This is a genomic window from Methylosinus sp. Sm6 (assembly GCF_019802345.1).
Classification (GTDB): Bacteria; Pseudomonadota; Alphaproteobacteria; order Rhizobiales; family Beijerinckiaceae; genus Methylosinus.
Genome location: NZ_JAINDZ010000006.1, coordinates 39414 through 63606 on the forward strand (window position 1 = coordinate 39414; position 24193 = coordinate 63606).

19 protein-coding genes and 1 other RNA gene are annotated in these 24193 nt (G+C 68.4%); all 20 read left to right on the plus strand.

What is annotated here, in order from left to right; translation table 11 throughout:
• Positions 1 to 35 precede the first annotated feature (35 nt).
• The 20 genes from nusA (at position 36) to K3F48_RS06060 (ending at position 24140) form a co-directional block, all read left to right on the plus strand.
• A complete protein-coding gene (gene nusA, locus K3F48_RS05965; RefSeq protein ID WP_222574510.1) occupies positions 36 to 1655 on the plus strand; it encodes a transcription termination factor NusA in 1620 nt (539 codons plus the stop codon).
• 15 nt (positions 1656 to 1670) lie between these two features.
• Positions 1671 to 2387: an RNA-binding protein gene (locus K3F48_RS05970; RefSeq protein ID WP_222574511.1), complete on the plus strand. Its 717-nt coding sequence runs from the start codon at positions 1671 to 1673 to the stop codon at positions 2385 to 2387.
• Entirely contained in the window at positions 2380 to 5064 is a 2685-nt protein-coding gene (infB, locus tag K3F48_RS05975) for a translation initiation factor IF-2 (RefSeq protein WP_222574512.1), read from the plus strand. Before K3F48_RS05970 ends, infB begins: the two co-directional genes overlap by 8 nt.
• 26 nt (positions 5065 to 5090) lie before the next feature.
• Positions 5091 to 5573, plus strand: a complete 483-nt coding sequence (locus K3F48_RS05980) for a hypothetical protein (protein WP_222574513.1) — start codon at positions 5091 to 5093, stop codon at positions 5571 to 5573.
• Between the two features lie 359 nt (positions 5574 to 5932).
• Entirely contained in the window at positions 5933 to 6367 is a 435-nt protein-coding gene (gene rbfA / locus K3F48_RS05985; protein ID WP_222574514.1) for a 30S ribosome-binding factor RbfA, read from the plus strand.
• Positions 6364 to 7263 carry a tRNA pseudouridine(55) synthase TruB gene (truB, locus tag K3F48_RS05990; RefSeq protein ID WP_222574515.1) on the plus strand — a complete coding sequence of 300 codons (900 nt, stop codon included), beginning with the start codon at positions 6364 to 6366 and terminating at the stop codon, positions 7261 to 7263. The genes rbfA and truB overlap by 4 nt, the downstream gene beginning before the upstream one ends.
• Positions 7264 to 7361: 98 nt before the next feature.
• Positions 7362 to 8192: a glutamate racemase gene (gene murI, locus K3F48_RS05995; protein ID WP_370631363.1), complete on the plus strand. Its 831-nt coding sequence runs from the start codon at positions 7362 to 7364 to the stop codon at positions 8190 to 8192.
• Between the two features lie 423 nt (positions 8193 to 8615).
• Positions 8616 to 9000: RNase P RNA component class A (gene rnpB / locus K3F48_RS06000), an RNA gene on the plus strand.
• Positions 9001 to 9295: 295 nt separating this feature from the next.
• Positions 9296 to 10324: a 16S rRNA (cytosine(1402)-N(4))-methyltransferase RsmH gene (gene rsmH / locus K3F48_RS06005; protein WP_222574516.1), complete on the plus strand. Its 1029-nt coding sequence runs from the start codon at positions 9296 to 9298 to the stop codon at positions 10322 to 10324.
• Positions 10324 to 10713: a hypothetical protein gene (locus K3F48_RS06010; RefSeq protein WP_222574517.1), complete on the plus strand. Its 390-nt coding sequence runs from the start codon at positions 10324 to 10326 to the stop codon at positions 10711 to 10713. The genes rsmH and K3F48_RS06010 overlap by 1 nt, the downstream gene beginning before the upstream one ends.
• Positions 10710 to 12461: a penicillin-binding protein 2 gene (locus K3F48_RS06015; protein ID WP_222574518.1), complete on the plus strand. Its 1752-nt coding sequence runs from the start codon at positions 10710 to 10712 to the stop codon at positions 12459 to 12461. Before K3F48_RS06010 ends, K3F48_RS06015 begins: the two co-directional genes overlap by 4 nt.
• The gene (locus tag K3F48_RS06020; protein ID WP_222574519.1) at positions 12461 to 13912 is read left to right on the plus strand and encodes a UDP-N-acetylmuramoyl-L-alanyl-D-glutamate--2,6-diaminopimelate ligase; all 1452 of its coding nucleotides are present in this window, start codon (positions 12461 to 12463) and stop codon (positions 13910 to 13912) included. The genes K3F48_RS06015 and K3F48_RS06020 overlap by 1 nt, the downstream gene beginning before the upstream one ends.
• Positions 13909 to 15330, plus strand: a complete 1422-nt coding sequence (locus K3F48_RS06025) for a UDP-N-acetylmuramoylalanyl-D-glutamyl-2,6-diaminopimelate--D-alanyl-D-alanine ligase (RefSeq protein WP_222574520.1) — start codon at positions 13909 to 13911, stop codon at positions 15328 to 15330. The genes K3F48_RS06020 and K3F48_RS06025 overlap by 4 nt, the downstream gene beginning before the upstream one ends.
• 11 nt (positions 15331 to 15341) lie before the next feature.
• Positions 15342 to 16424, plus strand: coding sequence for a phospho-N-acetylmuramoyl-pentapeptide-transferase (mraY, locus tag K3F48_RS06030; protein WP_222574521.1), 1083 nt, complete (start codon positions 15342 to 15344; stop codon positions 16422 to 16424).
• Positions 16425 to 16427: 3 nt separating this feature from the next.
• Complete coding sequence (gene murD / locus K3F48_RS06035) at positions 16428 to 17852, plus strand: UDP-N-acetylmuramoyl-L-alanine--D-glutamate ligase (protein WP_222574522.1); 1425 nt, start codon at positions 16428 to 16430, stop codon at positions 17850 to 17852.
• Positions 17849 to 18994 (plus strand): FtsW/RodA/SpoVE family cell cycle protein, encoded by a 1146-nt coding sequence (locus K3F48_RS06040; protein ID WP_222574523.1) that lies wholly within the window; start codon positions 17849 to 17851, stop codon positions 18992 to 18994. Before murD ends, K3F48_RS06040 begins: the two co-directional genes overlap by 4 nt.
• Entirely contained in the window at positions 18991 to 20094 is a 1104-nt protein-coding gene (gene murG, locus K3F48_RS06045) for an undecaprenyldiphospho-muramoylpentapeptide beta-N-acetylglucosaminyltransferase (protein ID WP_222574524.1), read from the plus strand. Before K3F48_RS06040 ends, murG begins: the two co-directional genes overlap by 4 nt.
• Positions 20091 to 21497, plus strand: a complete 1407-nt coding sequence (gene murC / locus K3F48_RS06050) for a UDP-N-acetylmuramate--L-alanine ligase (protein ID WP_222574525.1) — start codon at positions 20091 to 20093, stop codon at positions 21495 to 21497. The genes murG and murC overlap by 4 nt, the downstream gene beginning before the upstream one ends.
• A 214-nt stretch (positions 21498 to 21711) precedes the next feature.
• Entirely contained in the window at positions 21712 to 22620 is a 909-nt protein-coding gene (gene murB, locus K3F48_RS06055; RefSeq protein WP_222574526.1) for a UDP-N-acetylmuramate dehydrogenase, read from the plus strand.
• On the plus strand, positions 22617 to 24140 hold the full coding sequence (locus K3F48_RS06060; protein ID WP_222574527.1) for a hypothetical protein: 1524 nt from the start codon (positions 22617 to 22619) through the stop codon (positions 24138 to 24140). Before murB ends, K3F48_RS06060 begins: the two co-directional genes overlap by 4 nt.
• Positions 24141 to 24193: the final 53 nt, after the last annotated feature.

Consider the following 24193-nt stretch of genomic DNA (forward strand, 5'->3'; position numbering starts at 1 on the left):
CCGCTCCGGAGCCGGCTCTTATTGAGGAGCGACAGATGGCCGTCAGCGCCAACAGGTTGGAAATCCTGCAGATCGCCGATGCGGTCGCGCGCGAGAAATCGATCGACCGCTCGATCGTGATCGCCTCCATGGAGGACGCGCTGCAAAAGGCGGCGCGCTCGCGCTATGGGCAGGAGACCGAGGTGCGCGCCGAGATCAATCCGAAGAGCGGCGAGGTGCGCTTCTCGCGCCTGCTGCTCGTCGTCGATCTGGTCGACAACGACGCGACGCAGATTTCCATCGAGGACGCGCGCAAGCGCAATCCGGCGGCGCAGGTCGGCGACTGGATCTCCGAGACGCTGCCGCCCTTCGACTTCGGCCGCATCGCCGCGCAATCGGCCAAGCAGATCATCGTGCAGAAAGTGCGCGAGGCCGAACGCGATCGCCAATATGAGGAATTCAAGGACCGCATCGGCGAGATCGTCAACGGCGTCGTCAAGCGCGTCGAATATGGCAATGTGATCATCGATCTCGGCCGCGGCGAGGCGATCATCCGCCGCGACGAGATGATCCCGCGCGAGACCTTTCGCCCCGGCGACCGCGTGCGCGCCTATGTCTATGACGTGCGCCGCGAGCAGCGCGGGCCGCAGATCTTTCTCTCCCGGACGCATCCGCAATTCATGGCCAAGCTGTTCCGCCAGGAGGTGCCGGAGATCTACGACAATGTCATCGAGGTGAAGTCGGTCGCCCGCGACCCCGGCTCGCGCGCCAAGATCGCCGTCATCTCGCGCGATTCCTCGATCGATCCGGTGGGCGCCTGCGTCGGCATGCGCGGCTCGCGCGTGCAGGCCGTCGTCGGCGAATTGCAGGGCGAGCGCATCGACATCATTCCCTGGTCTGCGGACGCGGCGACCTTCATCGTCAATGCGCTGCAGCCGGCTGAGGTGGTCAAGGTGGTGCTCGACGAGGATACGGCGCGCATCGAGGTGGTGGTGCCGGACGATCAATTGTCGCTCGCCATCGGCCGGCGCGGCCAGAATGTGCGGCTCGCCTCGCAGCTCACCGGCTGGGACATCGACATTCTGACCGAGGCCGAGGAATCGGAGCGCCGGCAGAGGGAGTTCATCGAGCGCACCAAGGTGTTCATGAACGCCATCGACGTCGACGAGGTGGTCGGCCGCCTGCTGGCGTCGGAAGGCTTCACATCGGTCGAGGATCTCGCTTTTGTCGACCTCGCCGAGCTGGCGACGATCGAGGGCTTCGACGAGGATACGGCGGGCGAGATCCAGATGCGCGCGCGCAACTATCTGGAAAGGGTGGAAGCCGAGAACGAGGCTCGCCGCAAGGAGCTCGGCGTGCTCGACGAGCTGAAGGAGATCGACGGGATCACCACCGCCATGATGGTCAAGCTCGGCGAGAACGATGTGAAGTCGATCGAGGATCTCGCAGGCTGCGTCCCCGACGATCTCGTCGGCTGGACCGAGAAGAAGGGCGGCGAGACGGTCAAGCAGGCCGGCTTCCTCGAAGGCGTCGATCTTTCGCGCGAGGAGGCCGAGGCGCTGATCATGGCCGCGCGCGTGCGCGCCGGCTGGATCGAGGCGCCGCAGCCTGCCGAGGAAGAGGCCGAGGGCGACGAGGAGACGCAGGCGCAATCGGCGGATGGGGCCGCGGAGTAAGGAGCAGAGAGCCGGGTGAGAGACGTGGAGGCCAGCGAGCGGATGTGCATCGTGACGCGACGGCGCGACGCGCCGGAGGCGATGATCCGCTTCGTGCGCGCGCCGGACGGCGTCCTGACGCCGGACATCAGGGAGCGCCTGCCCGGCCGCGGAGCCTGGGTGACGGCGCGCGCCGATCTCGTCGCCGAGGCCTTGAAGAAGCGCGCTTTCGCCCGTCAATTGAAGGCCGAGGTCTCCGCCTCGCCGACGCTGCCTCAGGATGTGGATCGCCTGCTCGAGGCCGACTGCCTGCAGTCGCTCGCTCTCGCCAACAAGGCCGGCGCGGTGACGACCGGCTTCGGCAAGGTCTGCGACGCGCTCGAGAAGCGCGCGGTCGCCGCGCTGCTCGAGGCGCGCGACGGCTCTGCGGAAGGCCGGCGCAAGCTCGCGCAGGCGGCGCGGCGCGCGGCGGCGGCGACGGAACGAGACGCCGAGCCGCCCGCGACGATTGCTCTCTTCGATTCGTCGCAATTGGATTTGGCTTTGGGCCGCACAAATGTGATACATGCAGCCCTCGCGCCGGGCGGACCGACGCAGGCCTTTTTGACGCGCTGCCGCCGTCTCTCCGCCTATCGAGGCGAAAACGCTCGGAATCAAGCGGAAGAGAGCGGCGGCGACGACGCGAACACCGTCGGCCCGACGGCCGACGCCAACGAACCGGCGCAGCCCGAGGATCGGAAACTGGATGAGTGAGACCGAGAACACCGGCGAGAAGGGGACCGCCCCGTCGAAGACGCTGCATCTGAAGCAGCGTCCGACGGAACATGGCGGCATGGTGCGGCAGAGCTTCCCCCACGGCCGCTCGAAGGTGGTCGTGGTCGAGAAGGTGAAGCGCCGGGCCCCGGGGCATGTCGAGCCGACCAAGCCTGCGCCAGCCGCGGCGGCCCCGTCCGCAGCGGCTCCGTCCGCGCCGGCTCCATCGCCGCCGCCGCCGCCCCCGCCCCCACGCGCCGAGAGGTCGCATGCGCCCGCGCCCAAGCGAGGAGCCGGCGTCGTTCTGCGCGCTCTGACCGACGAGGAGCGCGAAGCCCGCGCCCGCGCCCTGGTCGATGCGCGCACGCGCGAGGAGGAGGACCGCCGCCGCGCCGAGGCCGAGGCCAAGGCGCGCGCCGAGCGTGAGGAGCGCGAGCGCGCCGAACGCGCCGCCGCCGAAGCGCGCAAGCGCGAGGAAGAATCCCGTCTCGCGCGCGAAGCCGAGACGAAGCGCAAGTCGGAGGAGGAGGCGCGTCGGCGTCTGGCCGGCGGCGGCGCGCCCGAGCCGCAGCCCGCGAGCGCGGCTGCGCGTCCCGCCGCCGCTCCGCGTTCGACGACGACGGCCCCGCGCGAAGGCGCCCCGCGCCCCGCCGGGGGAGCCGCGGCGCAGCCGGCCGGCGAGAGCGCCGACGCCAAGCGCGTCGTGGCGCGTCGTCCCGCCGGCGTCATCGCCGTCAAGGCGCCGACGCCGCCGCGTCCGACGCCGTCCCGCGGCGGCGCGCAGAAGGACCGCGGCCGCCTCACCGTCTCCACCGCGACCTCGGAGGAGGAGGAGCGCACGCGCTCGGTCGCCGCCTTCCGCCGTCGCACGCAGCGCCTCAAATCCTTCGGCCAGGCCGAGCAGAAGGAAAAGATCACGCGCGAGGTGATCCTGCCCGAGACCATCACCATCCAGGAGCTCGCCAACCGCATGTCGGAGCGCGGCGTCGATGTGATCCGCCTGCTGATGAAGCAGGGCGCGCTGCACAAGATCACCGATGTGATCGACGCCGACACGGCGCAGCTCGTCGCCGAGGAGATGGGGCACACCGTCAAGCGCGTCGCCGAGTCCGATGTGGAGGAAGGCCTGTTCGACACGCCCGACGCGGAAGGCGAGCTCGCGCCGCGTCCGCCGGTCGTCACCATCATGGGCCATGTCGACCACGGCAAGACCTCGCTGCTCGACGCGATCCGCCAGGCCAATGTGGTCGCGGGCGAGGCGGGCGGCATCACGCAGCATATCGGCGCCTATCAGGTGACTGCGCCGAGCGGCGCGCCGATCACCTTCATCGACACGCCCGGCCACGCCGCCTTCACGGCGATGCGCGCGCGCGGCGCCAAGGTGACCGACATCGTGATCCTGGTGGTCGCGGCCGACGACGGCGTCATGCCGCAGACGATCGAGGCGATCCATCACGCCAAGGCGGCGGAGGTCCCGCTGATCGTCGCGATCAACAAGATCGACAAGCCCGACGCCAAGCCGGAGCGCGTGCGCACCGAGCTGCTGCAGCACGAGGTGCAGACCGAGACCTTCGGCGGCGAGACGCTGGAGGTGGAGGTCTCCGCCAAGGAGAAGCTCAATCTCGACAAGCTGCTCGACGCCATCATCCTGCAGTCGGAAGTGCTCGACCTCAGGGCCAATCCCGAGCGCTCGGCCGAGGGCACGGTGATCGAGGCGCGGCTCGACAAGGGTCGCGGTCCGGTCGCCACCGTGCTGGTGCAGCGCGGCACGCTGGAGATCGGCGACATCATCGTCGCCGGCTCGCAATGGGGCCGCGTGCGTGCTCTGCTCGACGACAAGGGCGCGGCCGTGCAGAGCGCCGGCCCGTCCTTCCCGGTCGAGATCCTCGGCTTCTCCGGCACGCCGGAGGCGGGCGACCGCGTCGCCGTGGTCGAATCCGAAGCGCGCGCGCGAGAGATCACCGAATATCGCGAGCGTCAGCGCCGCGAGAAGCTGGTGGCGCGCGGCGGCGGGGCCCGGACCTCGCTCACCGACATGATGAGCCAGTTGAAGATGGCGGGGCGCAAGGAGTTCCCGCTGGTCATCAAGGGCGACGTGCAAGGCTCGGTGGAGGCGATCATCGCGGCGCTCGACAAGCTCGGCACCGACGAGGTCGGCGCGCGCATCGTGCATGCGGGCGTCGGCGGCATCTCCGAGTCCGACATCGCCCTCGCGGAAGCGTCGAATGCCGTGGTCATCGGCTTCAACGTGCGCGCCCATAAGGAAGCGCGCGAGGCGTCCGAGCGCGGCGGCATTGAAATCCGCTACTACAACATCATCTACAATCTCGTCGATGATGTGAAGGCGGCGATGTCCGGCCTGCTGGCGCCGACGCTGCGCGAGACCATGCTCGGCAATGCGCAGATTCTCGAAGTGTTCGACATCACCAAGGTCGGCAAGGTGGCGGGCTGCCGCGTGACCGACGGCTCGGTGGAGCGCGGCGCCAATGTGCGTCTCATCCGCGACAATGTCGTCGTCCACGAGGGCAAGCTGTCGACGCTCAAGCGCTTCAAGGACGAGGTCAAGGAGGTCCAGGCCGGACAGGAATGCGGCATGGCCTTCGAGAACTATCAGGACATGCGCGTCGGCGACGTCATCGAGTGCTATCGCATCGAGGAGATCAAGCGGACGCTGTGAGGGCGTTGCCGACCAGGAGAGTTCCGATGGGCGATACGCAGGAACGGAAGCTTGCGTCGCAGCAAGTCGCGATCGACGTTCGTAAGCAGGGCGGGTCTGCCGCCTTCGATGGCAATGATGAGCTTTGGAGCACGCTGGGGAGGAGACTCGCCGCAGCGTCTGGGCGCATGGATAGCGACGCTATGGAGTCCGCGCTGACGCGTGGCGACATCGACGGCGCTATCCTCGCAATGCTGGGCCGCGTGGGATTCTCGAGCAAGGCCCCTGCGGAATCGGAAGGCTCACTCGTGACTGCGCAGGAAATGCTTGAAGAATTTTGCGCTTCCGATCCTCCTCTGGCATTCGATCTTGCTCTCGCTTCGCTGAAGCGTTCGGCTGACATGATGGCGGAAATCGTCGATGAAACGCGCCGCGACCTCATCGAGATCGAGATTCGACGAAAGCAGATCGATCGGACGCAAGCGCGAACTCGCGAAATTCTCGAAGAGCTTATCGGGGAATCGCGATGACGGATGAGCGCGAGGCTGGAGGGCCGAAGCCATCCGGCCAGACGTCCGACCGTGGCGGATGGAAACTGACATGGAGCCGATTCTTCGAGTTCGGCAAGAATATTCTCGAACTCGAGCACTCCGTCTCGGCGTTGAAGGCCGAGAACAAGGATCTCCGTAGAGAGCTACGCGACACCCAACGCCAGCTCGATGAGTTGAGCGGGGAAGTGAAAGCCTATCCAGGTTCGTCGGCAATGCTATGGATGACAAGATCGACGCGAAGGTCGAGAAAGCGGAAGTCCGCGCCTTCGAGCGACTGCTCTCCATGGTGCGCGGATCGACGCGCGAAATCGAATAACATTCGATAAAGAAAAAAGCCCATGTCCAGAACCCATCACGCCCACGGGGCGGAGCCGTCGCAGCGCATGTTGCGCGTCGCCGAGCTCGTCCGCCACTCCATCGCCCAGATGCTCTCGCGCGGCGAGATCGTCGATCCCGTGCTGGAGACGCATGTCGTCACCGTCTCGCGGGTGACGATGAGTCCCGATCTGAAGCTCGCCACCGTCTATGTGATGCCGCTCGGCGGCAAGGACGGCGAGGAGGTGGTGCGCGCCTTCGAGCGGCACAAGAAATTCCTGCGCGGCGAGATCGCGCATCACGTCAATCTCAAATTCGCGCCCGAAGTGCGCTTCCGCATCGACGACAGCTTCGACAATGTCGCGCGTATCGACGCGCTGCTGAATTCCGAGCGCGTGCGCCGCGATTTGGAGCAGCCCTCGGATCAAGACAAAGACGAGAACGGCGCCCGCCAATGAATGAGAGAAGATCGACCCGCACCGTCGTCGACGGCTGGGTGGTGCTCGACAAGCCCGTCGGCATGACCTCGACGCATGCGGTCTCGCGCTTGAAGCGCATCTACAATGGCAAGAAGGCCGGCCACGCCGGCACGCTCGATCCACTCGCCTCCGGCATATTGCCGATCGCTTTCGGCGAGGCCACCAAGACCGTGCCCTTCGTGCAGGACGGCGAGAAGGCCTATAGCTTCACCGTGCGCTGGGGCGTCGAGACCGACACCGACGACGCCGACGGCAAGGCGACGCGCGAGAGCGAGGCGCGTCCGACGATCGGCGACATAGAGGCGCTGCTGCCGCGCTTCACCGGCGACATATTGCAGGTGCCGCCGCAATATTCCGCGATCAAGATCGCTGGCGAGCGCGCCTATGATCTCGCCCGCGACGGTGAGACGGTGGAGCTGAAGCCGCGTCCCGTCACCATTCATCGCCTCTCCATCGTCGATGCGACGGAAGAGGAGACCAGGCTGGTCATGGAATGCGGCAAGGGCGCCTATGTGCGCTCGATCGCGCGCGATCTCGGCCGGCTGCTCGGCTGCTTCGGCCATGTGAGCGCGTTGCGCCGCACGCGCGTCGGGCCATTCTATGAGGAAGACTCCTACACGCTCGACGAGATCGAGGGCGGCGAGGCCGGCAATGCGCTGCTCTCCGTCGAGGCCGGCCTCACCGAACTGCCCTGCGTGATCGTCGATCGCGATGCGGCGGCGCGGCTGCGGCGCGGCGGCTCGCTGATCCTGCGCGGGCGCGACGCACCGGCCGGCGGCATCGTCTATGCGGCCTGCGGCGGCGTGCCGGTCGCTTTCGGGCCGGTGGTGGAAGGCGCGCTCGAGCCTTCGCGCGTGTTCAACCTGCCGTTTTGAATTGCAATCGGTCGGCGAACCGCTTTCTATTGTGGGGACGTCGGCGTTGGGGCGGTCGGAAGTAGCATCGGGGCCGACTGCCTATTGCCGACTGCCCAATGCCGACAGATAGCTCACTGCCCATGTTTCCCGCGCCAAAAATCCTCGTTTTCGACTCCGGCCTCGGTGGCCTCACTGTCTTTGTGGAGGTCGCGAAGCTGCGACCTCATGCGACCCTCGTCTATTGCGCCGACGACGCGGGCTTCCCCTACGGGCCGCTTTCGAACGAGGCGCTGGTCGCGCGCGTCATGCTCGTCATGGAGCGGCTCGTTGCCGAGCATTCGCCAGATCTCGTGGTCATCGCCTGCAACACGGCCTCTACGCTCGCTCTGCCGCATCTGCGCGCCCGCTGGCCGCAAATTCCATTCGTCGGCACCGTGCCGGCGATAAAGCCCGCCGCCGAGCGCTCCCGCTCGCGCCTCATCTCCGTGCTGGCGACGCCCGGCACGGTGGCGCGCGATTACACGCGCACGCTCATCGCGAGCTTCGCCGAGGGCTGCGAGGTGACATTGGTCGGCTCGATGCGCCTCGCCCCCATCGCCGAGGATTTTTTGCGCGGCGTCGAGGTCTCGGAGGCGGAGATCGCCGGCGAGATCGCGCCTTGCTTCGTCCGGCGCGCCGATGGCGCGTGGACGGATGCGATCGTGCTCGCCTGCACGCATTATCCGCTGCTGCTGGAAATATTCCGGCGCCTCGCGCCCTGGCCGGTCGAGTGGATCGATCCGGCGCCCGCCATCGCCCGCCAGGCGGACCGCCTGCTGGACCAGCGCTTCGGCCCCGATCGCGTCGCCGCGCCGGCGCCGCGCCGCGCGATCTTCACGAGCGGCGCGCGCCCGGCGCCGCCTTTGGCCGCCGCTCTGGCGCGCCTCGGATTTGAAGAAGCGGAATGAGTTCCCGGCTCGGCCCGAGCGGGGGCGAGACGCGCCGCTAGCGGCATCGCCTCGCCCCCGTGGCTTGAAAAACGCTGGGAACCGCCCCTGCGCCAAGCCGCTTGGCGCCGAACAGCATCGAGAATGCGCGCGATGACGCGGAATCCCCTGTTGCCCCCCGGCTCAAAAAAGCATCTTGGAAAAGGACGCGTCGCAGAGCCGGGCAAAGCGCCCGCATTTGAATAGAGCCGCGAATATCGCGCCTCCTGCGGGGTTCCGCGAGCGAAAGACCCTTAGCACGGACAGAATTTCCTGAGCATTTCCCAACTCTCGGTCGGCCGATCGTTTCTCCCCCGGCGGGCCAATGGCGCCTCACCCGATCGCCCTCGTCCTGCGGGCCAATTCTCTTGACCTTCCCGATCGCGACGCCTATCGCTCAAGGGGCCAGCCGGCTGGATGGCCGCTGCTCTCGAGCAGAGGAAAGTCCGGGCTCCACGGAGACACGGCGCCGGATAAGGTCCGGCGGGGGCGACCCCAGGGAAAGCGCCACAGAAAGCAAACCGCCACGGTCCTTCGGGCCCGCGGCAAGGGTGAAAGGGTGCGGTAAGAGCGCACCGCTCGGGCGGCGACGTCCGAGGCATGGCAAGCCCCGCCGGGAGCAAGACCGAATAGGGGCGAATTCGGAAGCAGCGATGTTTCCACGGCCCGTCTCCGGGCCGTCGCCCGGGTTGGTCGCTAGAGGCGGCAGGCAACCGCCGTCCCAGAGGAATGGCCATCGCGCGCGGGAGACCGCGCCATACAGAACCCGGCTTACAGGCCGGCTGGCCCTGTCGGGGCAGTGGGCGGTCGGCAATGGGCAGTCGGGGCCGGCATGGCGAGCGACCCGCCCATCGCCGGCCGCCCCCCGCCTCCCCGCCCTCCTCGTCGACGCTCTCTCGTCAACGCTCCCTTAACCCTGAGGTTGTCTTAATGGAGCATCGGCGCTTTGCCGCTTTTTCGCTCGCCGCGCCGATTTCGACGCCTCTCGGTTCTCCATGCTCTCCGTATGTGTTCGATACGATGATGCTTCCGGATGCTCGGCGGGACGGTCCTTCGCGCGCCGGCGCCCGGGGCGGAGCGCCGTCATGACGTCGAGCGGCCGGACGCGCCCGGACGAGCCCGCGCGCCACATTCCCGTTCTGCTCGAGGAAGCGATCGCAGCGCTTGCGCCGCATGCTGGCGCCGTCTATCTCGACGCCACCTTCGGCGCTGGCGGCTACACGCGCGCGCTTCTCGCGTGCGAAAACACGCGCGTGCTCGCTCTCGATCGCGACCCGCGCGCGATCCGCGACGGCGCGGCCCTGGTCGACGCCGCCGGCGGGCGGCTCATGCTGGTCGAAGCGCGCTTCTCCGAGCTGGCGCTGATCGCCGAGCGAGCCGGTCTGGCGCCGCTCGACGGAATCGTCGCCGACATCGGCGTCTCGTCCATGCAGTTCGACGAGGCCGAGCGCGGCTTCTCCATCCGCAATGACGGCCCGCTCGACATGCGCATGGAGGGTCGCGGCCGCAGCGCCGCCGACATCGTCGCCGAGGCGGACGAGGAGACGCTCGCCGATATTTTCTATCACTATGGCGAGGAGCGCGCGTCGCGGCGCATCGCCCGCGCCATCGTCCATGCGCGCAACGAGGCGCCCATCGTCACGACCCACGCGCTGGCCGCGCTCATCCAGCGCGCCGCGCCGGGGCGGCCGGGCGACATCCATCCGGCGACGAAGAGCTTTCAGGCGTTGCGCATCGCCGTCAATGACGAGCTCGGCGAGCTGGTCGCCGCGCTCGTCGGCGCAGAGCGCGTGCTGAAGCCGGGCGGCAAGCTCGTCATTGTCTCGTTCCATTCGCTCGAGGACCGCATCGTGAAGCAGTTCCTCGCCGAGCGCTCGGGGCGCGGCGAGACGCGCTCGCGCCGCCTGCCGGGCGAGCCGGTCCCGCCGCCGCCGACCTTTATCGTCGAGGATTTCAAGCCTGTGGCGCCGTCCGACCGGGAGATCGCCGCAAATCCGCGCTCACGCTCGGCAAGGCTGCGCGTCGCGACACGGACCGACGCGCCGCCGCGGCCGATGGGCGAGGCGCTCGCGCGCCTGTCGCGTCTTCCCGAACGCGTTCCGAGGAGACGCTGATGCTGCGCTTTCTCAATATCGTCGTCATTCTCGCGCTGATCGGCTCGGCGGTCTACGCCTATTCGATCAAATATCAGACGATCCTGCGCGCCGAGCAGATCACCAAGCTGAAGCACAAGGTGAAGGCCGAGCAGGACGCCATCGCCGTGCTGCGCGCCGAATGGTCGTTTCTGACGCGCCCCGAGCGCGTGCAGGAGCTCGCCGACAAATATCTCGAGCTCGAGGCGCTCGGCGTCGGCAAGATCGTGACGGCTCAGTCCTTGCCCGAAAAGCCGGAGCGGATCGATTCGATCGGCCGCAAGCTCGATGCGCTCGGGCTCGGCGGCGCGGCGACCACGCCCGCCGCCAGCGAGCCGGCGCCGACCACCCCGAAAGGAAAAGCGCGATGACGACGCCGCACCCCCCTGCGCCGAAGCCGCTCGGGCGCTTTCTCGCGGCGCTCTTTTCCATCTCGCTCGACAAGAGCGGCGCGCGCATGCGCTTCGTCGCGGGCTGCTTTCTCTGCCTCTATCTCGGCATTGGCGCGCGTCTCGCCTATCTCGGCTTCAAGCCGGAGCCGCCGACCGTGCGCCGCGCCGCAGCCGACGCCGTCGCCGCCGCGCGTCCCGACGTGCTCGACCGCAATGGCGAGATTCTCGCGACCGATGTGAAGACCATGTCGGTGTTCGCCGAGCCGCGCCGCATCATCGACAAGGACGAGGCGACCGAGCTTCTCACCGCCGTGCTGCCCAATGTCGACCCGCGCGAGCTGCGCGAGCGCTTAGGGTCGCGCAAGGGCTTCGTGTGGGTGAAGCGCGAGGTGACGCCGCATCAGCGCGACGAGGTGTTCCATCTCGGCCTGCCGGGCGTCGGGCTGCTGCCGGAGAACCGGCGCGTCTATCCCGCCGGGCCGATCGCGGCGCATGTGCTCGGCTATGTGAACATCGACAATGCCGGCATCGCCGGAATCGAGAAATATATCGACGGCCAGGGCCTCGCCGACCTGCATGGCTTCGGCTTCAGCGTGACGCCCGAGGATCTGCGGCCGATCTCGCTCTCCGTCGACATCAGGGCGACTCATGCGCTGCGCGACGAGCTGGAGCGCGGCGTCGAGCATTTCAAGGCCAAGGCCGGCGCCGCGGCGATTCTCGACGTCAACACCGGGGAGGTGGTCGCGCTCGCCTCGCTCCCCGACTATGATCCGAACAAGCCGCCGGACATGCGCGACCAGACCTATATCAACCGCATGAATGTCGGCGTCTATGAGATGGGCTCGACCTTCAAGGCGTTGACCATCGCCATGGCGCTCGATTCCGGCAAGGTCAATCTCAACTCGCGGCTCGACGCGCGCGGCGCCTTGAGCTTCGGCCGCTTCCGCATTCACGATTATCACGCGCAGAACCGCGCGCTGACCGTGCCGGAGGTGTTCACCTATTCTTCCAACATCGGCACCGCGCGCATGGCGCTCGGCCAGGGCGTCGAGCGGCACAAGACTTTTCTGCGCAAGATGGGCCAGCTCACGCGCATGCGCACCGAGCTGCCCGAGAGCGCCGAGCCGATCGTGCCGAGGAGCTGGGGCGAGCTCAACACCATGACCATCGCATTCGGCCATGGTCTCGCCGTCGCGCCGCTGCAGGCGATGATGGCGGTCGGCGCGCTCATGAACGGCGGCTATCTCATCACGCCGACATTCCTGAAGCGCAGCGAAGCCGAAGCCAAGAAGGACGCGCCGCAAGTGGTGAAGGCCGAGACCAGCGAGGCCATGCGCTATCTGATGCGGCTCAACGCCGAGATCGGCACGGCCAAGAAGGTCGACGTCGAGGGCTATTATGTCGGCGGCAAGACCGGCACGGCGGAAAAAGTCGTCGGTAAGCATTATTCCAAGAATCGTCTGTTCACCACATTCATGGCCGTGGCCCCGTCCGACAAGCCGAAATATCTGTTCCTCACCATCATGGACGAGCCGCAGGGGCTGCCCGAGACGCATGGCTACGCCACCGCCGCCTATAACGCCGGCGCGGTGACCGCGCAGATCATCGAGCGCGCGGGGCCGATCCTCGGCCTGCCGCCGCGCTTCGAACGGCCGCAGCTGCCGTTCCCGCTGCTTTCCAAGCTCTACCCCCAGGCCAATGTGACGGCGGGCGGAGGAGGACATTGATGAAGCTCTCGCAGCTTCTCGGCGCGGCCGCCGCCGCCGGGCTCGGCGATCTCGACATCGCCGGCGTCACGGCCGACAGCCGCGAGGCCCGTGACGGCTACGCCTTCTTCGCCGTGCCGGGACACGCCGGCGACGGCCTCGCTTTCGCCGAAGACGCGCGGGCGCGCGGCGCGAGCGTCGTCGTCGCGCCGCGCGCGGCGGAGATCGGCCTGCCGCTGGTCGTCGTTCCCGACGTGCGCGCCGCGCTCGCCCATGCGGCGGCGAAATTCTATCCGCGCCAGCCGCAGATCGTCGCCGCCGTCACCGGCACCAGCGGCAAGAGCTCGGTCGTCGATTTCCTGCGCCAGATCTGGATTGCGCTCGGCCGTGAGGCGGCGTCGCTCGGCACCATCGGCGTCATCGACAAGACTGGCGCGCATTACGGCGCGCTGACGACGCCGGGACCCGTCGCGCTGCACCAGACCCTCGACGATCTTTGCGCGCGCGGCGTCTCGCATCTCGCCATGGAGGCGTCCTCGCTCGGCGTCGACCAGCGCCGGCTCGACGGCATGCGGCTCTCGGTCGGCGCCTTCACCAATTTCTCGCGCGACCATCTCGATCATCATCACGACCTCGAGGAGTATTTTTCCGCGAAGATGCGCCTCTTCGACACGCTGCTGCAAAAGGGACAGACCGCGGTGATCGACGCCGACAGCGCTGTCGCCGCGCGAGTCGCGGCGGTTTGCGCCGCGCGCGGCCTCGTTCTCTTCGACGTCGGCGCGAAGGGCCGCGCGATCGAGCTGCTTTCGGTCGCGCCGAGCGCGCTCGCGACGCGCATGAGTCTGCGTCACGCGGGCGAAACCTATGACGTCGCGCTGCCGCTCGCCGGCGGCTTTCAAGTCTCCAACGCGCTCGTCGCGGCCGGCATGGCGATCGCGAGCGGCGAAGCGCCCGCCCGCGTCTTCGCCGCGCTCGAGAATTTGCGCGGCGCGCCGGGGCGGCTCGAATTGATCGGCGCGCGCGACGGCGCGCCGGTGTTCGTCGATTATGCGCATAAGCCCGACGCGCTCGACAAGGTGCTCGCCACTGTGCGCGAGCTGGCGAAGGGCCGGCTCGTCGTCGTCTTCGGCGCCGGCGGCGACCGCGACAAGGGCAAGCGTCCCTTGATGGGCGAGATCGCCGCGCGCACGGCCGATGTCGTCGTCGTCACCGACGACAATCCGCGCAGCGAGGAGCCGTCTTCGATCCGCGCCGCCATTCTCGACGCCGCGCGCGCCGGCGGCGGCGCCGAAATTCACGAGATCGGCGATCGCCGCGCGGCGATCGAGACGGCGATCTCCTGGCTGCGCGACGGCGACGCCTTGATCGTCGCCGGCAAGGGCCATGAATCGGGCCAGATCATCGGCGATCAGGTCCTCCCCTTTTCGGATCGGGCCGTCGTCGAGGCGGCGTTGCGAGGCAGGGCCGGATGAAAGCAGAACCGCTATGGTCGGGGCTCGGACTGGTCGGAGCGCTGCGCGCGCGCGTCAGCGGCGGCCTGCCGCGCGACGTCTCTGGAATCTCGATCGACACGCGCACGCTCGCGCCGGGCGATCTCTTCTTTGCGATCAAGGGCGAAGCGCGCGACGGACATGAGTTTGTCGCCGGCGCCTTCGAGCGCGGCGCCGCCGGCGCCGTCGTCGACGAGGCGCATGCTGGCGCGCTCGCCGGCCTCGCGCCGCTCTATGTCGTCAAGGATGTGCAGGAGGCGCTGGAGCGGCTCGGCGCGCGCGCGCGTGAACGCTCCAATGCTTATGTCGTCGGCGTCACCGGCTCCGTCGGCAAGACCTCGACGAAGGAGATGGCCGCCGCCGTGCTGTCGCGCTTCGGCGCGACGCATGCCTCGGCGGCGTCCTACAATAATCAATGGGGCGTGCCGCTGTCGCTCTCGCGCATGCCGGCCGCGACGCGCTTCGGCGTGTTCGAGATCGGCATGAATCATGCCGGCGAGATCGCTTCGCTCGCGCCGCTCGTCGAGCCGCATGTGGCGTTGGTGACGCGCGTCGCGCCGGTGCATCTCGAGCATTTCGCCTCGCTCGAGGCTATCGCCGACGCCAAGGCGGAGATTTTCTCCGGCGTCGTCGACGGCGGCGTCGCCATTCTCAACCGCGACGACGAGACCTTCGAGCGGCTGCTCGAAGCCGCGACCGCCTCGAGGGCCGCCCATGTGTTCGGCTTCGGCGTCTCGGAAGGCGCACAGGCGCGGCTGCTCTCCTATGATCCGCGCGAAAATGTCGTCGAGGCGGATATTTTCGGGCGGCGGCTGCGCTATCGCATCGGCGCGCCGGGGCGCCATTTCGCGCTCAATTCGCTCGCCGTGCTGAGCGTCGTCCATGTGCTCGATCTCGATCTCGCGCTGGCCGCGGCGGCGCTCGCCGATTTCGCGCCGCCCAAGGGGCGCGGGCGCCGCGAGCTGCTGCCGGCCGGCGCGGCGCCGATGACGTTGATCGACGAGAGCTACAACGCCAATCCGACCTCCATGCGCGCGGCGATCGAATTGCTCGGCGCGGAACGGCCGCTCGGGCGGCGCATCGCCGTGCTCGGCGATATGCTGGAGCTCGGACCGACCGCCGGCGAGCTGCACGCCGAGCTGGCGCGGGATCTCGAGGCGGCGGGCGTGGATCTTCTGTTCACCGCTGGCCCGCTGATGGCGCGGCTCTTCTACGCCGCGCCCGAGCGAATGCGCGGCGCGCATCGCGCCACGGCGCGCGAGCTGGAGGAGGCCGTGCTCGATGCGATCGGCTCCGGCGACGTCGTGATGGTCAAAGGCTCGAATGGCTCGCGCATGACGCGGATCGTCGAGTCGATAAGGGCGAGATTCGCTCCCGCGCCGGAGGGCGCGGCGGAGTAGAGGAAAATCCGATGCTGACGCTGCTCGCGGACTTCTCCAATCTGTTCAGTCCGCTCAATCTCTTCCGCTACATCACCTTCCGCGCCGCCGGCGCGGCGGCGACGGCGCTCGCCTTCGTCTTCTTCTTCGGCCCCGGAATCATCGCGGCGTTGCGCATCAAGCAGGGCAAGGGGCAGCCGATCCGCGAGGACGGACCGGCGAGCCATCTGCTCACCAAGAAGGGCACGCCGACCATGGGCGGGCTGATGATCCTCTCGGGCCTGCTCGTCGCCACATTGCTGTGGGCCAATCTGAAGAATCCTTATGTCTGGATCGTCATCCTCGTCACCGCCTGCTTCGGCGCGATCGGCTTCTACGACGATTATCTGAAGGTGACGAAACAGTCGCACAAGGGCTTCTCCGGAAAGGCGCGGCTCGCGCTCGAATTTCTCGTCGCGGCGCTCGCCTGCTATGCGCTGACGCGCATCGGCGGCGAGAACATGTCGAAGCTCGCTCTGCCGATGGTCAAGGGCTTCGCCTTCTCGCTCGGCTGGTTCTTCCTCGCCTTCGGCGCCTTCGTCGTCGTCGCGGCGGGCAATTGCGTCAATCTCACCGATGGGCTCGACGGGCTCGCCATCGTGCCCTCGATGATCGCCGCCGGCGCCTTTGCGATCATCGCCTATCTCGCCGGCAATTCGATCTTCTCGGATTACCTCGGCATCAATCACATCGCCGGCACCGGCGAGCTCACCATCGTCTGCGCCGCAGTGATCGGCGCCGGGCTCGGCTTCCTGTGGTTCAACGCGCCGCCGGCGCAGATCTTCATGGGCGACACCGGCTCGCTGGCGCTCGGCGGGCTGCTCGGCGCCATTGCGGTGGCCATCAAGCAGGAGTTCGTGCTCGTCATCATCGGCGGCCTGTTCGTGCTCGAGGGCGCCTCGGTGATCGTGCAGGTCGCATCGTTCAAGCTCACCGGCAAGCGTGTGTTCCGCATGGCGCCGATCCATCATCATTTCGAGCAGATGGGCTGGACCGAGCCGCAGATCGTTATCCGCTTCTGGATCATCGCCTTCGTGCTGGCCCTCATCGGCCTCTCGACTCTGAAGCTGAGGTGAGCAATGACGCCGGTCACGACATTCGCGCATCGCAGCGTCGCCCTGTTCGGCCTCGGCGGCTCCGGCCTCTCGACCGCGCGCGCGCTGATCGCCGGCGGCGCGACGGTCGCCGCCTGGGACGATGGCGAGGCGGGCCGCGCCAAGGCGGCGGCGCAGGGGATCGAGCTCGTCGATTTGTCGAGCGCCGATTGGAGCGGCTTCGACGCGCTGGTGCTGTCGCCCGGCGTGCCGCTCACGCATCCGACGCCGCATTGGACCGTGGAGCGCGCGCGCGCGGCGGGGATCGAGATCATCGGCGATATCGAGCTGTTTTGTCGCGAGCGCGAGCGCCATGCGCCGGGCGCGATCTTCATCGCCATCACCGGCACCAATGGCAAATCGACGACGACGGCGCTGATCGCCCATATTCTGCGCCGCGCCGGCAAGGATGTGCAGCTCGGCGGCAATATCGGCACGCCGATCCTCGATCTCGAGCCGCCGTCGGAGGAGCGCATTCACGTCGTCGAATGCTCCTCCTTCCAGATCGATCTCGCGCCCTCGCTGGCGCCGACGATCGGCACTCTCATCAATCTGACGCCCGATCACATCGACCGTCATGGGACGATGGAGAATTATGCGGCGGTGAAGGAGCGGCTCGTCGAGGGCGCCGACATCGCGCTCGTCGGCGTCGACGACGCTTACTCTCATGCGATCGGCGCGAGGCTCATGCAGGCGCATTGCGAAGGCCAGCGCGTCATTCCGGTCTCGGCGACGCGCGCGCTCGATTGGGGCTTTTACGTCGAGAACGGCAAGGTGATCTATCGCGAGGCCGGACATGGGCCGGAGGAGGCGGAGACGCTCGGCGACCTCGCCGATGCGCGGGCGCTGCGCGGCGCGCATAATGCGCAGAACGCCGCTTTCGCCGCCGCCGCCGTCTGGCATTGCGGCCTCTGCTGCGAGGAGATCGCGGGCGGCCTCGCCGATTATCCGGGCCTGCCGCATCGGATGGAGGAGGTCGGCCGCCGCGGCCGCGTGCTGTTCGTCAACGACTCCAAGGCGACCAACGCCGACGCCGCCGAGAAGGCGCTGCTCTCCTTCGACGACATCTTCTGGATCGCCGGCGGCAAGGCCAAGGAAGGCGGCGTCGAGCCGCTGCGTCCGCTGTTTCCGCGCATCCGCAAGGCCTATCTGATCGGCGCCGCCGCGCAGGATTTCGAGCGCACGCTGCACGGCGCCGTCGAGCTCGAGCAATGTGGAACGCTCGACCGCGCGCTTCGCCGCGCGGCCGAGGATGCGGCGCTGAGCGATGCGCGCGAGCCGGTCGTGCTGCTGTCGCCGGCCTGCGCCTCCTATGACCAATTCGCCAATTTCGAAGCGCGCGGCGACGCCTTTCGGCGCCTCGCGCAGGATATGCATGCGCAATCTCGCGACTCCGGAGAAGCCTCATGATCTCGCGCGCGGAGCGTACGACCTTTTCCGATTGGGCCTGGACGATCGACCATTGGCTGCTGGCGAGCATCGCGCTGCTGATCGTCAGCGGTCTCGTGTTCTCGATGGCCGGCAGTCCCGCGGTCGCGGAGCGGCTGCATCTTTCCACCTTTCACTTCGTCAATCGCCAGGTGATGTATCTCGCGCCGGCGCTCGTCGTGATGATCGGCGTCTCCTTCCTCTCGCCGCGCCATGTGCGCCGCGCGGCGCTCGTGCTGTGGCTCGTCGCGCTCGCCCTCGTCGTGGCCACCTTGTTCTTCGGCCAGGAGGTGAAGGGCGCGCGCCGCTGGATTTTCGGCGTGCAGCCCTCCGAATTTCTGAAGCCGGCCTTCGTCATCGTCGCCGCCTGGGCTTTTTCCGAAGGCGCGAAGCGCAAGGATGTTCCGGGCAGCGTGCTCGCCATCATCCTTCTGCCCGTCACCATCGCGCCGCTGGCGCTGCAGCCCGATATCGGCCAGACCATACTGGTCTCGCTCGTCTGGGCGGGACTGCTGTTCATGGCCGGCATTCATTGGTTCTGGGTCGTCGGCGTCGGCGGCGCCGGAGCGATGGGGGTGGTCGCGGCCTATAAATTCCTGCCGCATGTTCATGCGCGCATCACCCGCTTTCTGGAGCCGCAGGCGACGGGGCAGGGGGTCGCCGACACGTTCCAGGCCGACACCGCGCTCGACAGCTTCATCGGCGGCTCCTGGCTCGGCAAGGGGCCGGGCGAAGGGACGATGAAGCGCATCCTGCCCGACGCGCATACGGATTTCATTTTCGCCGTCGTCGGCGAGGAGTTCGGCGTCATCGTCTGCATGGCGCTCGCCTCGGTGTTCGCCTTCATCGTCCTGCGCGGGCTGTCGTCCGCCGCGCGCAACGAAGATGCGTTCTGCGGCTTTGCGACGGCCGGGCTCGTCATGCTGTTCGGCCTGCAGAGCTGCATCAACATGGCCGTCAATCTGCAATTGATGCCGGCCAAGGGCATGACGCTGCCTTTCGTCTCCTATGGCGGCTCCTCGCTCATCTCGCTCGCGCTCGGCATGGGCTTTCTGCTCGCGGTCACGCGCAAGCGCCCGAACATCGAAGCGGCGGCCGGCTTCCCGGCGGGAGCGGCGGCGTGAAGACGAGGCCCGTGCTCCTCGCCGCCGGCGGCACCGGCGGCCATTTGTTCCCCGCCGAGGCGCTGGCCCATGCGCTGCGCGCGCGCGGCGTCGAGGTCGAGCTCGTCACCGACGAGCGCGCGCTGCGCTACGGCGGCGAATTTCCCGCGCGCGCCATGCATACCATCGCCGCGGCGACGCCGCGCGGCGGCTCGGCGCTCGACAAGGCGCGCGCCATCGCGCTGCTCGGCTTCGGAACCTTGCAGGCGCTGCGTCATCTGCGCCGCCTGCGCCCGCGCGCCGTGGTCGGCTTCGGCGGCTATCCGAGCGTGCCGCCGCTGTTCGCCGCGACCTTGCTGCGCGTTCCGACCGTGCTGCACGAAGCCAATGCGGTGATGGGCCGCGCCAACGCCTTTCTCGCGCGGCGCGTCGACAGCATCGCGGCGGGCTTTCCACTCGCCGGCGTCCCCGATGCGCTCGCGCGCAAGATCACCGTCACCGGCAATCCGCTGCGGCCGGCCGCGCTGGCGGCCGCACAGCGCCCCTATCCGGATTTCGCCGACGGCAAATTGCGCCTACTCGTCACCGGCGGCTCGCAGGGCGCGCGCATCATGGCGGACATCGCGCCGCCCGCGCTCGAATCGCTGCGACAAGAGCTGCGCGAGCGCATCGAGCTGACGCAGCAGACGCGCGAGGAAGATCTCGCGCGCGTCGCCACATCTCACGCGCGCGCAGGGATCGTTGCGCAGATCGCGCCCTTCTTCGCCGATCTTCCCGAGCGCATCGCGCGGGCGCATCTCGTCATCGCCCGCGCCGGCGCGTCGACCGTCACCGAGCTTTCCGTCATCGGCCGGCCGTCCATTCTCGTGCCGCTGCCGCATGCGCTCGATCAGGATCAGGCGGCCAACGCCGCCGTTCTCGCGCAGGCGGGCGCGGCGGAGGTCGTGCGCCAAGCGGATTTCACGCCGCAATGGCTCGCGGAGCGCATCGCCGATCTCGCCGCGCGTCCCGATCTGCTGACCGAACGCGCGCGCGCGGCGAAAGCGGTCGGCGTCGCCGACGCGGCCGAGCGCCTCGCCGATCTCGTGCTCGCCCTGTCCGAGCGAAGGAGCGTCTCATGAGACTTCCCGCCCGGCTCGGCCCCATTCATTTCATCGGCCTCGGCGGCATCGGCATGTCCGGCGTCGCCGAAATATTGCTCGCGCGCGGCTATGAGGTGCAGGGCACGGACGCCGCCGACGGCGCCAATCTGCAGCGGCTCGCCGGCAAGGGCGCGCGCGTGCATGTCGGCCATGGCGCGCAATGGCTGGGCGAAGCCGCCGTCGTCGTGATCTCGAGCGCGATCAAGCGCGACAATCCCGAGCTCGTGGAGGCGCGCCGTCGTCGCCTCCCCGTCGTGAAGCGCGCGGAGATGCTGGCGGAGCTGATGCGCGACAAGCGCTGCGTCGCCGTCGCCGGCACGCATGGCAAGACGACGACCACCTCGCTCGTCGCGACCTTGCTCGACGCTGGCGGATGCGATCCGACGGTGGTCAATGGCGGCATCATCAACGCCTATGGAACCAATGCGCGTCCCGGCGCCGGCGAGTGGATGGTGGTCGAAGCCGACGAGAGCGACGGCACCTTCTTGAAGCTGCCGGCCGAGGTGGCGATCGTCACCAATGTCGATCCCGAGCACCTCGATCATTTCGGCACATTCGAAGCGGTGAAGCAGGGCTTTCGCAGCTTCATCGAGAACCTGCCCTTCTATGGCTTCGCGGCGGTGTGCATGGATCATCCGACCGCGCGCGAGATCATCGAGGCGATCGAGGACCGCCGCATCATCGCCTATGGCGAGGACGAGCGCGCCGAGGCGCGTCTGGTCGGCCTCGAGCTGGCGGGGGGCGTCGGACGCTTTTCCGTCGTGATCCGCGACCGCGACACGGGCGCTGTGACGCGCATAGACGATCTCGTGCTGCCGGCGGCGGGGCGGCACAATGCGCTCAATGCGACGGCGGCGATTGCGGTCGCGCATCGTCTCGGCGTATCGGCCGATCAGATTCGCGCGGGGCTCGCGAGCTTCTCCGGCGTGAAGCGGCGCTTCACCAAGACCGGCGAGTGGAACGGCGTCGCGATCTTCGACGATTACGGCCATCACCCGGTCGAGATCGCCGCGGTGCTGCGCGCCGCGCGCGCGTCGACCAAGGGCAGAGTGATCGCGATCATGCAGCCGCATCGCTACACGCGGCTGCAATCCCTGTTCGATCAATTCGCCGCCTGCTTCGCCGACGCCGATGTGGCGCTGATCGCCGATGTGTATCCCGCCGGCGAGACGAAGATCGAGGGCGTCGACGGCGCCGCGCTCGCGCGCGCTGCGCGAGAGCAGGGACATGCGCGAACGTCGGCGCTCGCGTCGCCGAGCGAGCTGCCGAAGATCGTGGCCGAGATCGCGGCGCCTGGCGATTATGTCGTGTTTCTCGGCGCCGGGGACATCACGAAATGGGCCTATGCGCTGCCTGCTCAGCTCGAGGAGCTGTCCCGATGACGCGCGCGCGCGCTCTCGAGACGCGCGCGCTTCCTTCTCCCACTCGTGGGAGAAGGTGGCCCCGCGTAGCGGGGTCGGATGAGGGTCCTCGCCGTCACGACGATTTCGAAGCGCTTCCAAGACATCACCAACCGCAGCCGCCCTCATCCGACCCGACTGCGTCGGGCCACCTTCTCCCGCAAGTGGGAGAAGAAAGAGAGCACGGAGATTGTGGATGAATTTATCCGGTCTCTCCGCCCTCCTCCCCGATCTTCGCGGCCGCCTCTCCGCCGACGAGCCGCTCGCGCCCTTCACCTGGTTTCGCGTCGGCGGGCCGGCGCAGTTCTTCTTCTCGCCGGCCGACGAAGCCGATCTTTCCTATTTCCTTTCGCGCCTGCCGCGCGACATTCCGGTCACGATCATCGGCCTCGGCTCCAATCTCATCATCCGCGACGGCGGAATTCCGGGCGTCGTCATCCGCCTCGGCGCCAAAGGCTTCGGCGAGATCGCGGTCGAAGCGGGGGAGCGGCTGCGCGTCGGCGCCGCGGTTCCGGATGTGAAGGCCGCGCGCGCCGCCGCCGACGCCGGCCTAGACGGGCTCGCTTTCTATCGCGGCATTCCCGGCGGCATAGGCGGCGCGCTGCGCATGAACGCCGGCGCCCATGGCGGCGAGACCAAGGATGCGCTGATCGAGGCGCGCGGCGTCGACCGCTCCGGCGCCGTCCGCGTCTTCTCCAACGCCGATATGGGCTTCTCCTATCGCCACAGCGAGGCGCCCGAGGATGTGATCTTCACGCAGGCGCTGTTCCAGGGCCGCAAGGGCGATCCGCAAGCCATTCTCGCCGAAATGGAGCGGATCACGCAGGCGCGCGAGGCCTCGCAGCCGATCCGCGAGAAGACCGGCGGCTCGACCTTCCAGAACCCGCCCGGACACAAGGCCTGGCAGCTGATCGACGCCGCCGGCTGCCGCGGCCTCACGCTCGGCGACGCGCAGGTCAGCGAGATGCACTGCAATTTCCTCATCAACCGCGGCAGGGCTGCCGCCGCCGAGATCGAGGGGCTGGGCGAGGAGGTGCGGCGGCGGGTGCAAGCGGCGAGCGGCGTTCTCCTGCAATGGGAGATCAAGCGGATCGGCGTCCCATGACCGCGCTGGAGAAGAGCGGCACGGTCGAGAGGAGCGGCTCGGCCGCTCCGGACCCGCTCGAGCGCGCGCTCGGCAGCCCCTGGCTCGGCGCGGGGCTCGCGGTCGCGGCGATCGCCGCGCAGCTCGCCGGCCATATCGATTGCGACGTCTCCTGGTTCCTGACCTTCGCGGAAAAAACCGTCGACGGCGCGACGCCTTACATCGATGTGACCGATCCCAATCCGCCGGCCTCGTTTCTGTCGCTCGTCCCCGCCGTGCTGCTCGCCCGCGCGCTGCATGTCGCGCCGGAGGCGAGCGTCGCGGCGCTGGTCTTCGTCTTCGCCGCAGGGGTGATCGGCCTCGCCTTTCACCTGCTGCGGCTCGGCGCCGTGCGCAGCCGACGCTCCTCGCTGCTGCTGCTCAACGTCATCGTGTTCCTGCTGTTGTTCGCGCCGGCGCTGGTGTTCGCGGAGCGCGAGCACATTGCCCTGCTCGCGAGCCTGCCGCTGCTCGCCGCGCTCGCCATCGAGCAGCGGCGCCCGGCTCCATCCCGAGCGGCGCGCCTCGTCGCCGGCCTCGGCGGCGGCCTCGCCATCGCCCTCAAGCCGCATTTCGCGCTCGCCATTGCGCTGCCGGCGCTGGCGAGCGCCTGGCGCGAGCGCCGCCTGCGCGCTCTGTGGCGGGAGGAGCTCGTCGCGGCCGCTCTCGCCGCGGGCGCTTATGCGGTCGCAGTCGTCCTGCTGTTCCCGGCCTATGTCGAGCGAGCGCTGCCGCTGGCGCTCGAGGTCTATGGGCCGGCGCGCGACGGTCTCGCGCATCTGATGATCTTCTCGCTCGCGCCCGCCTATCTGGCGCTGCTCGCCGGCCTCCTTTTCGCGTCGCGCGGCGGGCTCGATCGCGCGACGCTGGTCTTTCTCTGCGCGTCGATCGGCTATTTCGTGGCCTTTCTGGTGCAGGGCAAGGGCTGGATCAATCACGCCTATCCCGCGCTCGCGCTGATCCTGGCCGCCTTTGCGCTGCTGGCGCTGCGCCGCCACGCGCCGGGCGCCGCGCCATCGACGCTCACCAAGTTTCTGTTCGTCCCCGCGCTCGTGGCCGCGCCGGCCTGCTTCGGCCTCGCCGAGCTCCTCGCCGACGCAGAGGAGCATCCGGGGCTCACCGAGGCAGTCGCCTCGGTCTCTCCGCCGCATCCGCGCGTCGCGACGATCGCACGCCAGCTCGACTTCGGCCATCCGCTCGTGCGTCGGCTGGAGGGCCAATGGATCGGACGGCAGAACGCGCTCTGGGTGACGGCGCTCGTCGGCCGCCTGCTCCCTTCCGCCGACCCCGAGCGACAGGCGCGGCTCGAGTCCCGGCGCCGCACCGATCTTTCCGACTTCGCCGAGGATTTGCGCAGGGGGCGGCCCGATATCGTCGTGGTCGAGGACGAGGCGACCCGCCGCTTCGCGCTGGCCCGCCCCGAGACCGCGGCGGCGCTCGACGGCTATCGCCTCGCCGCGCGCGCCGGAGAGATCGAAATCTGGCGGCGAGCGGCCGAGTGAGGGGCGCAATTTCAGATCGCGAGAAATTGTGGTAAGACTGTAAGACGGTAAGA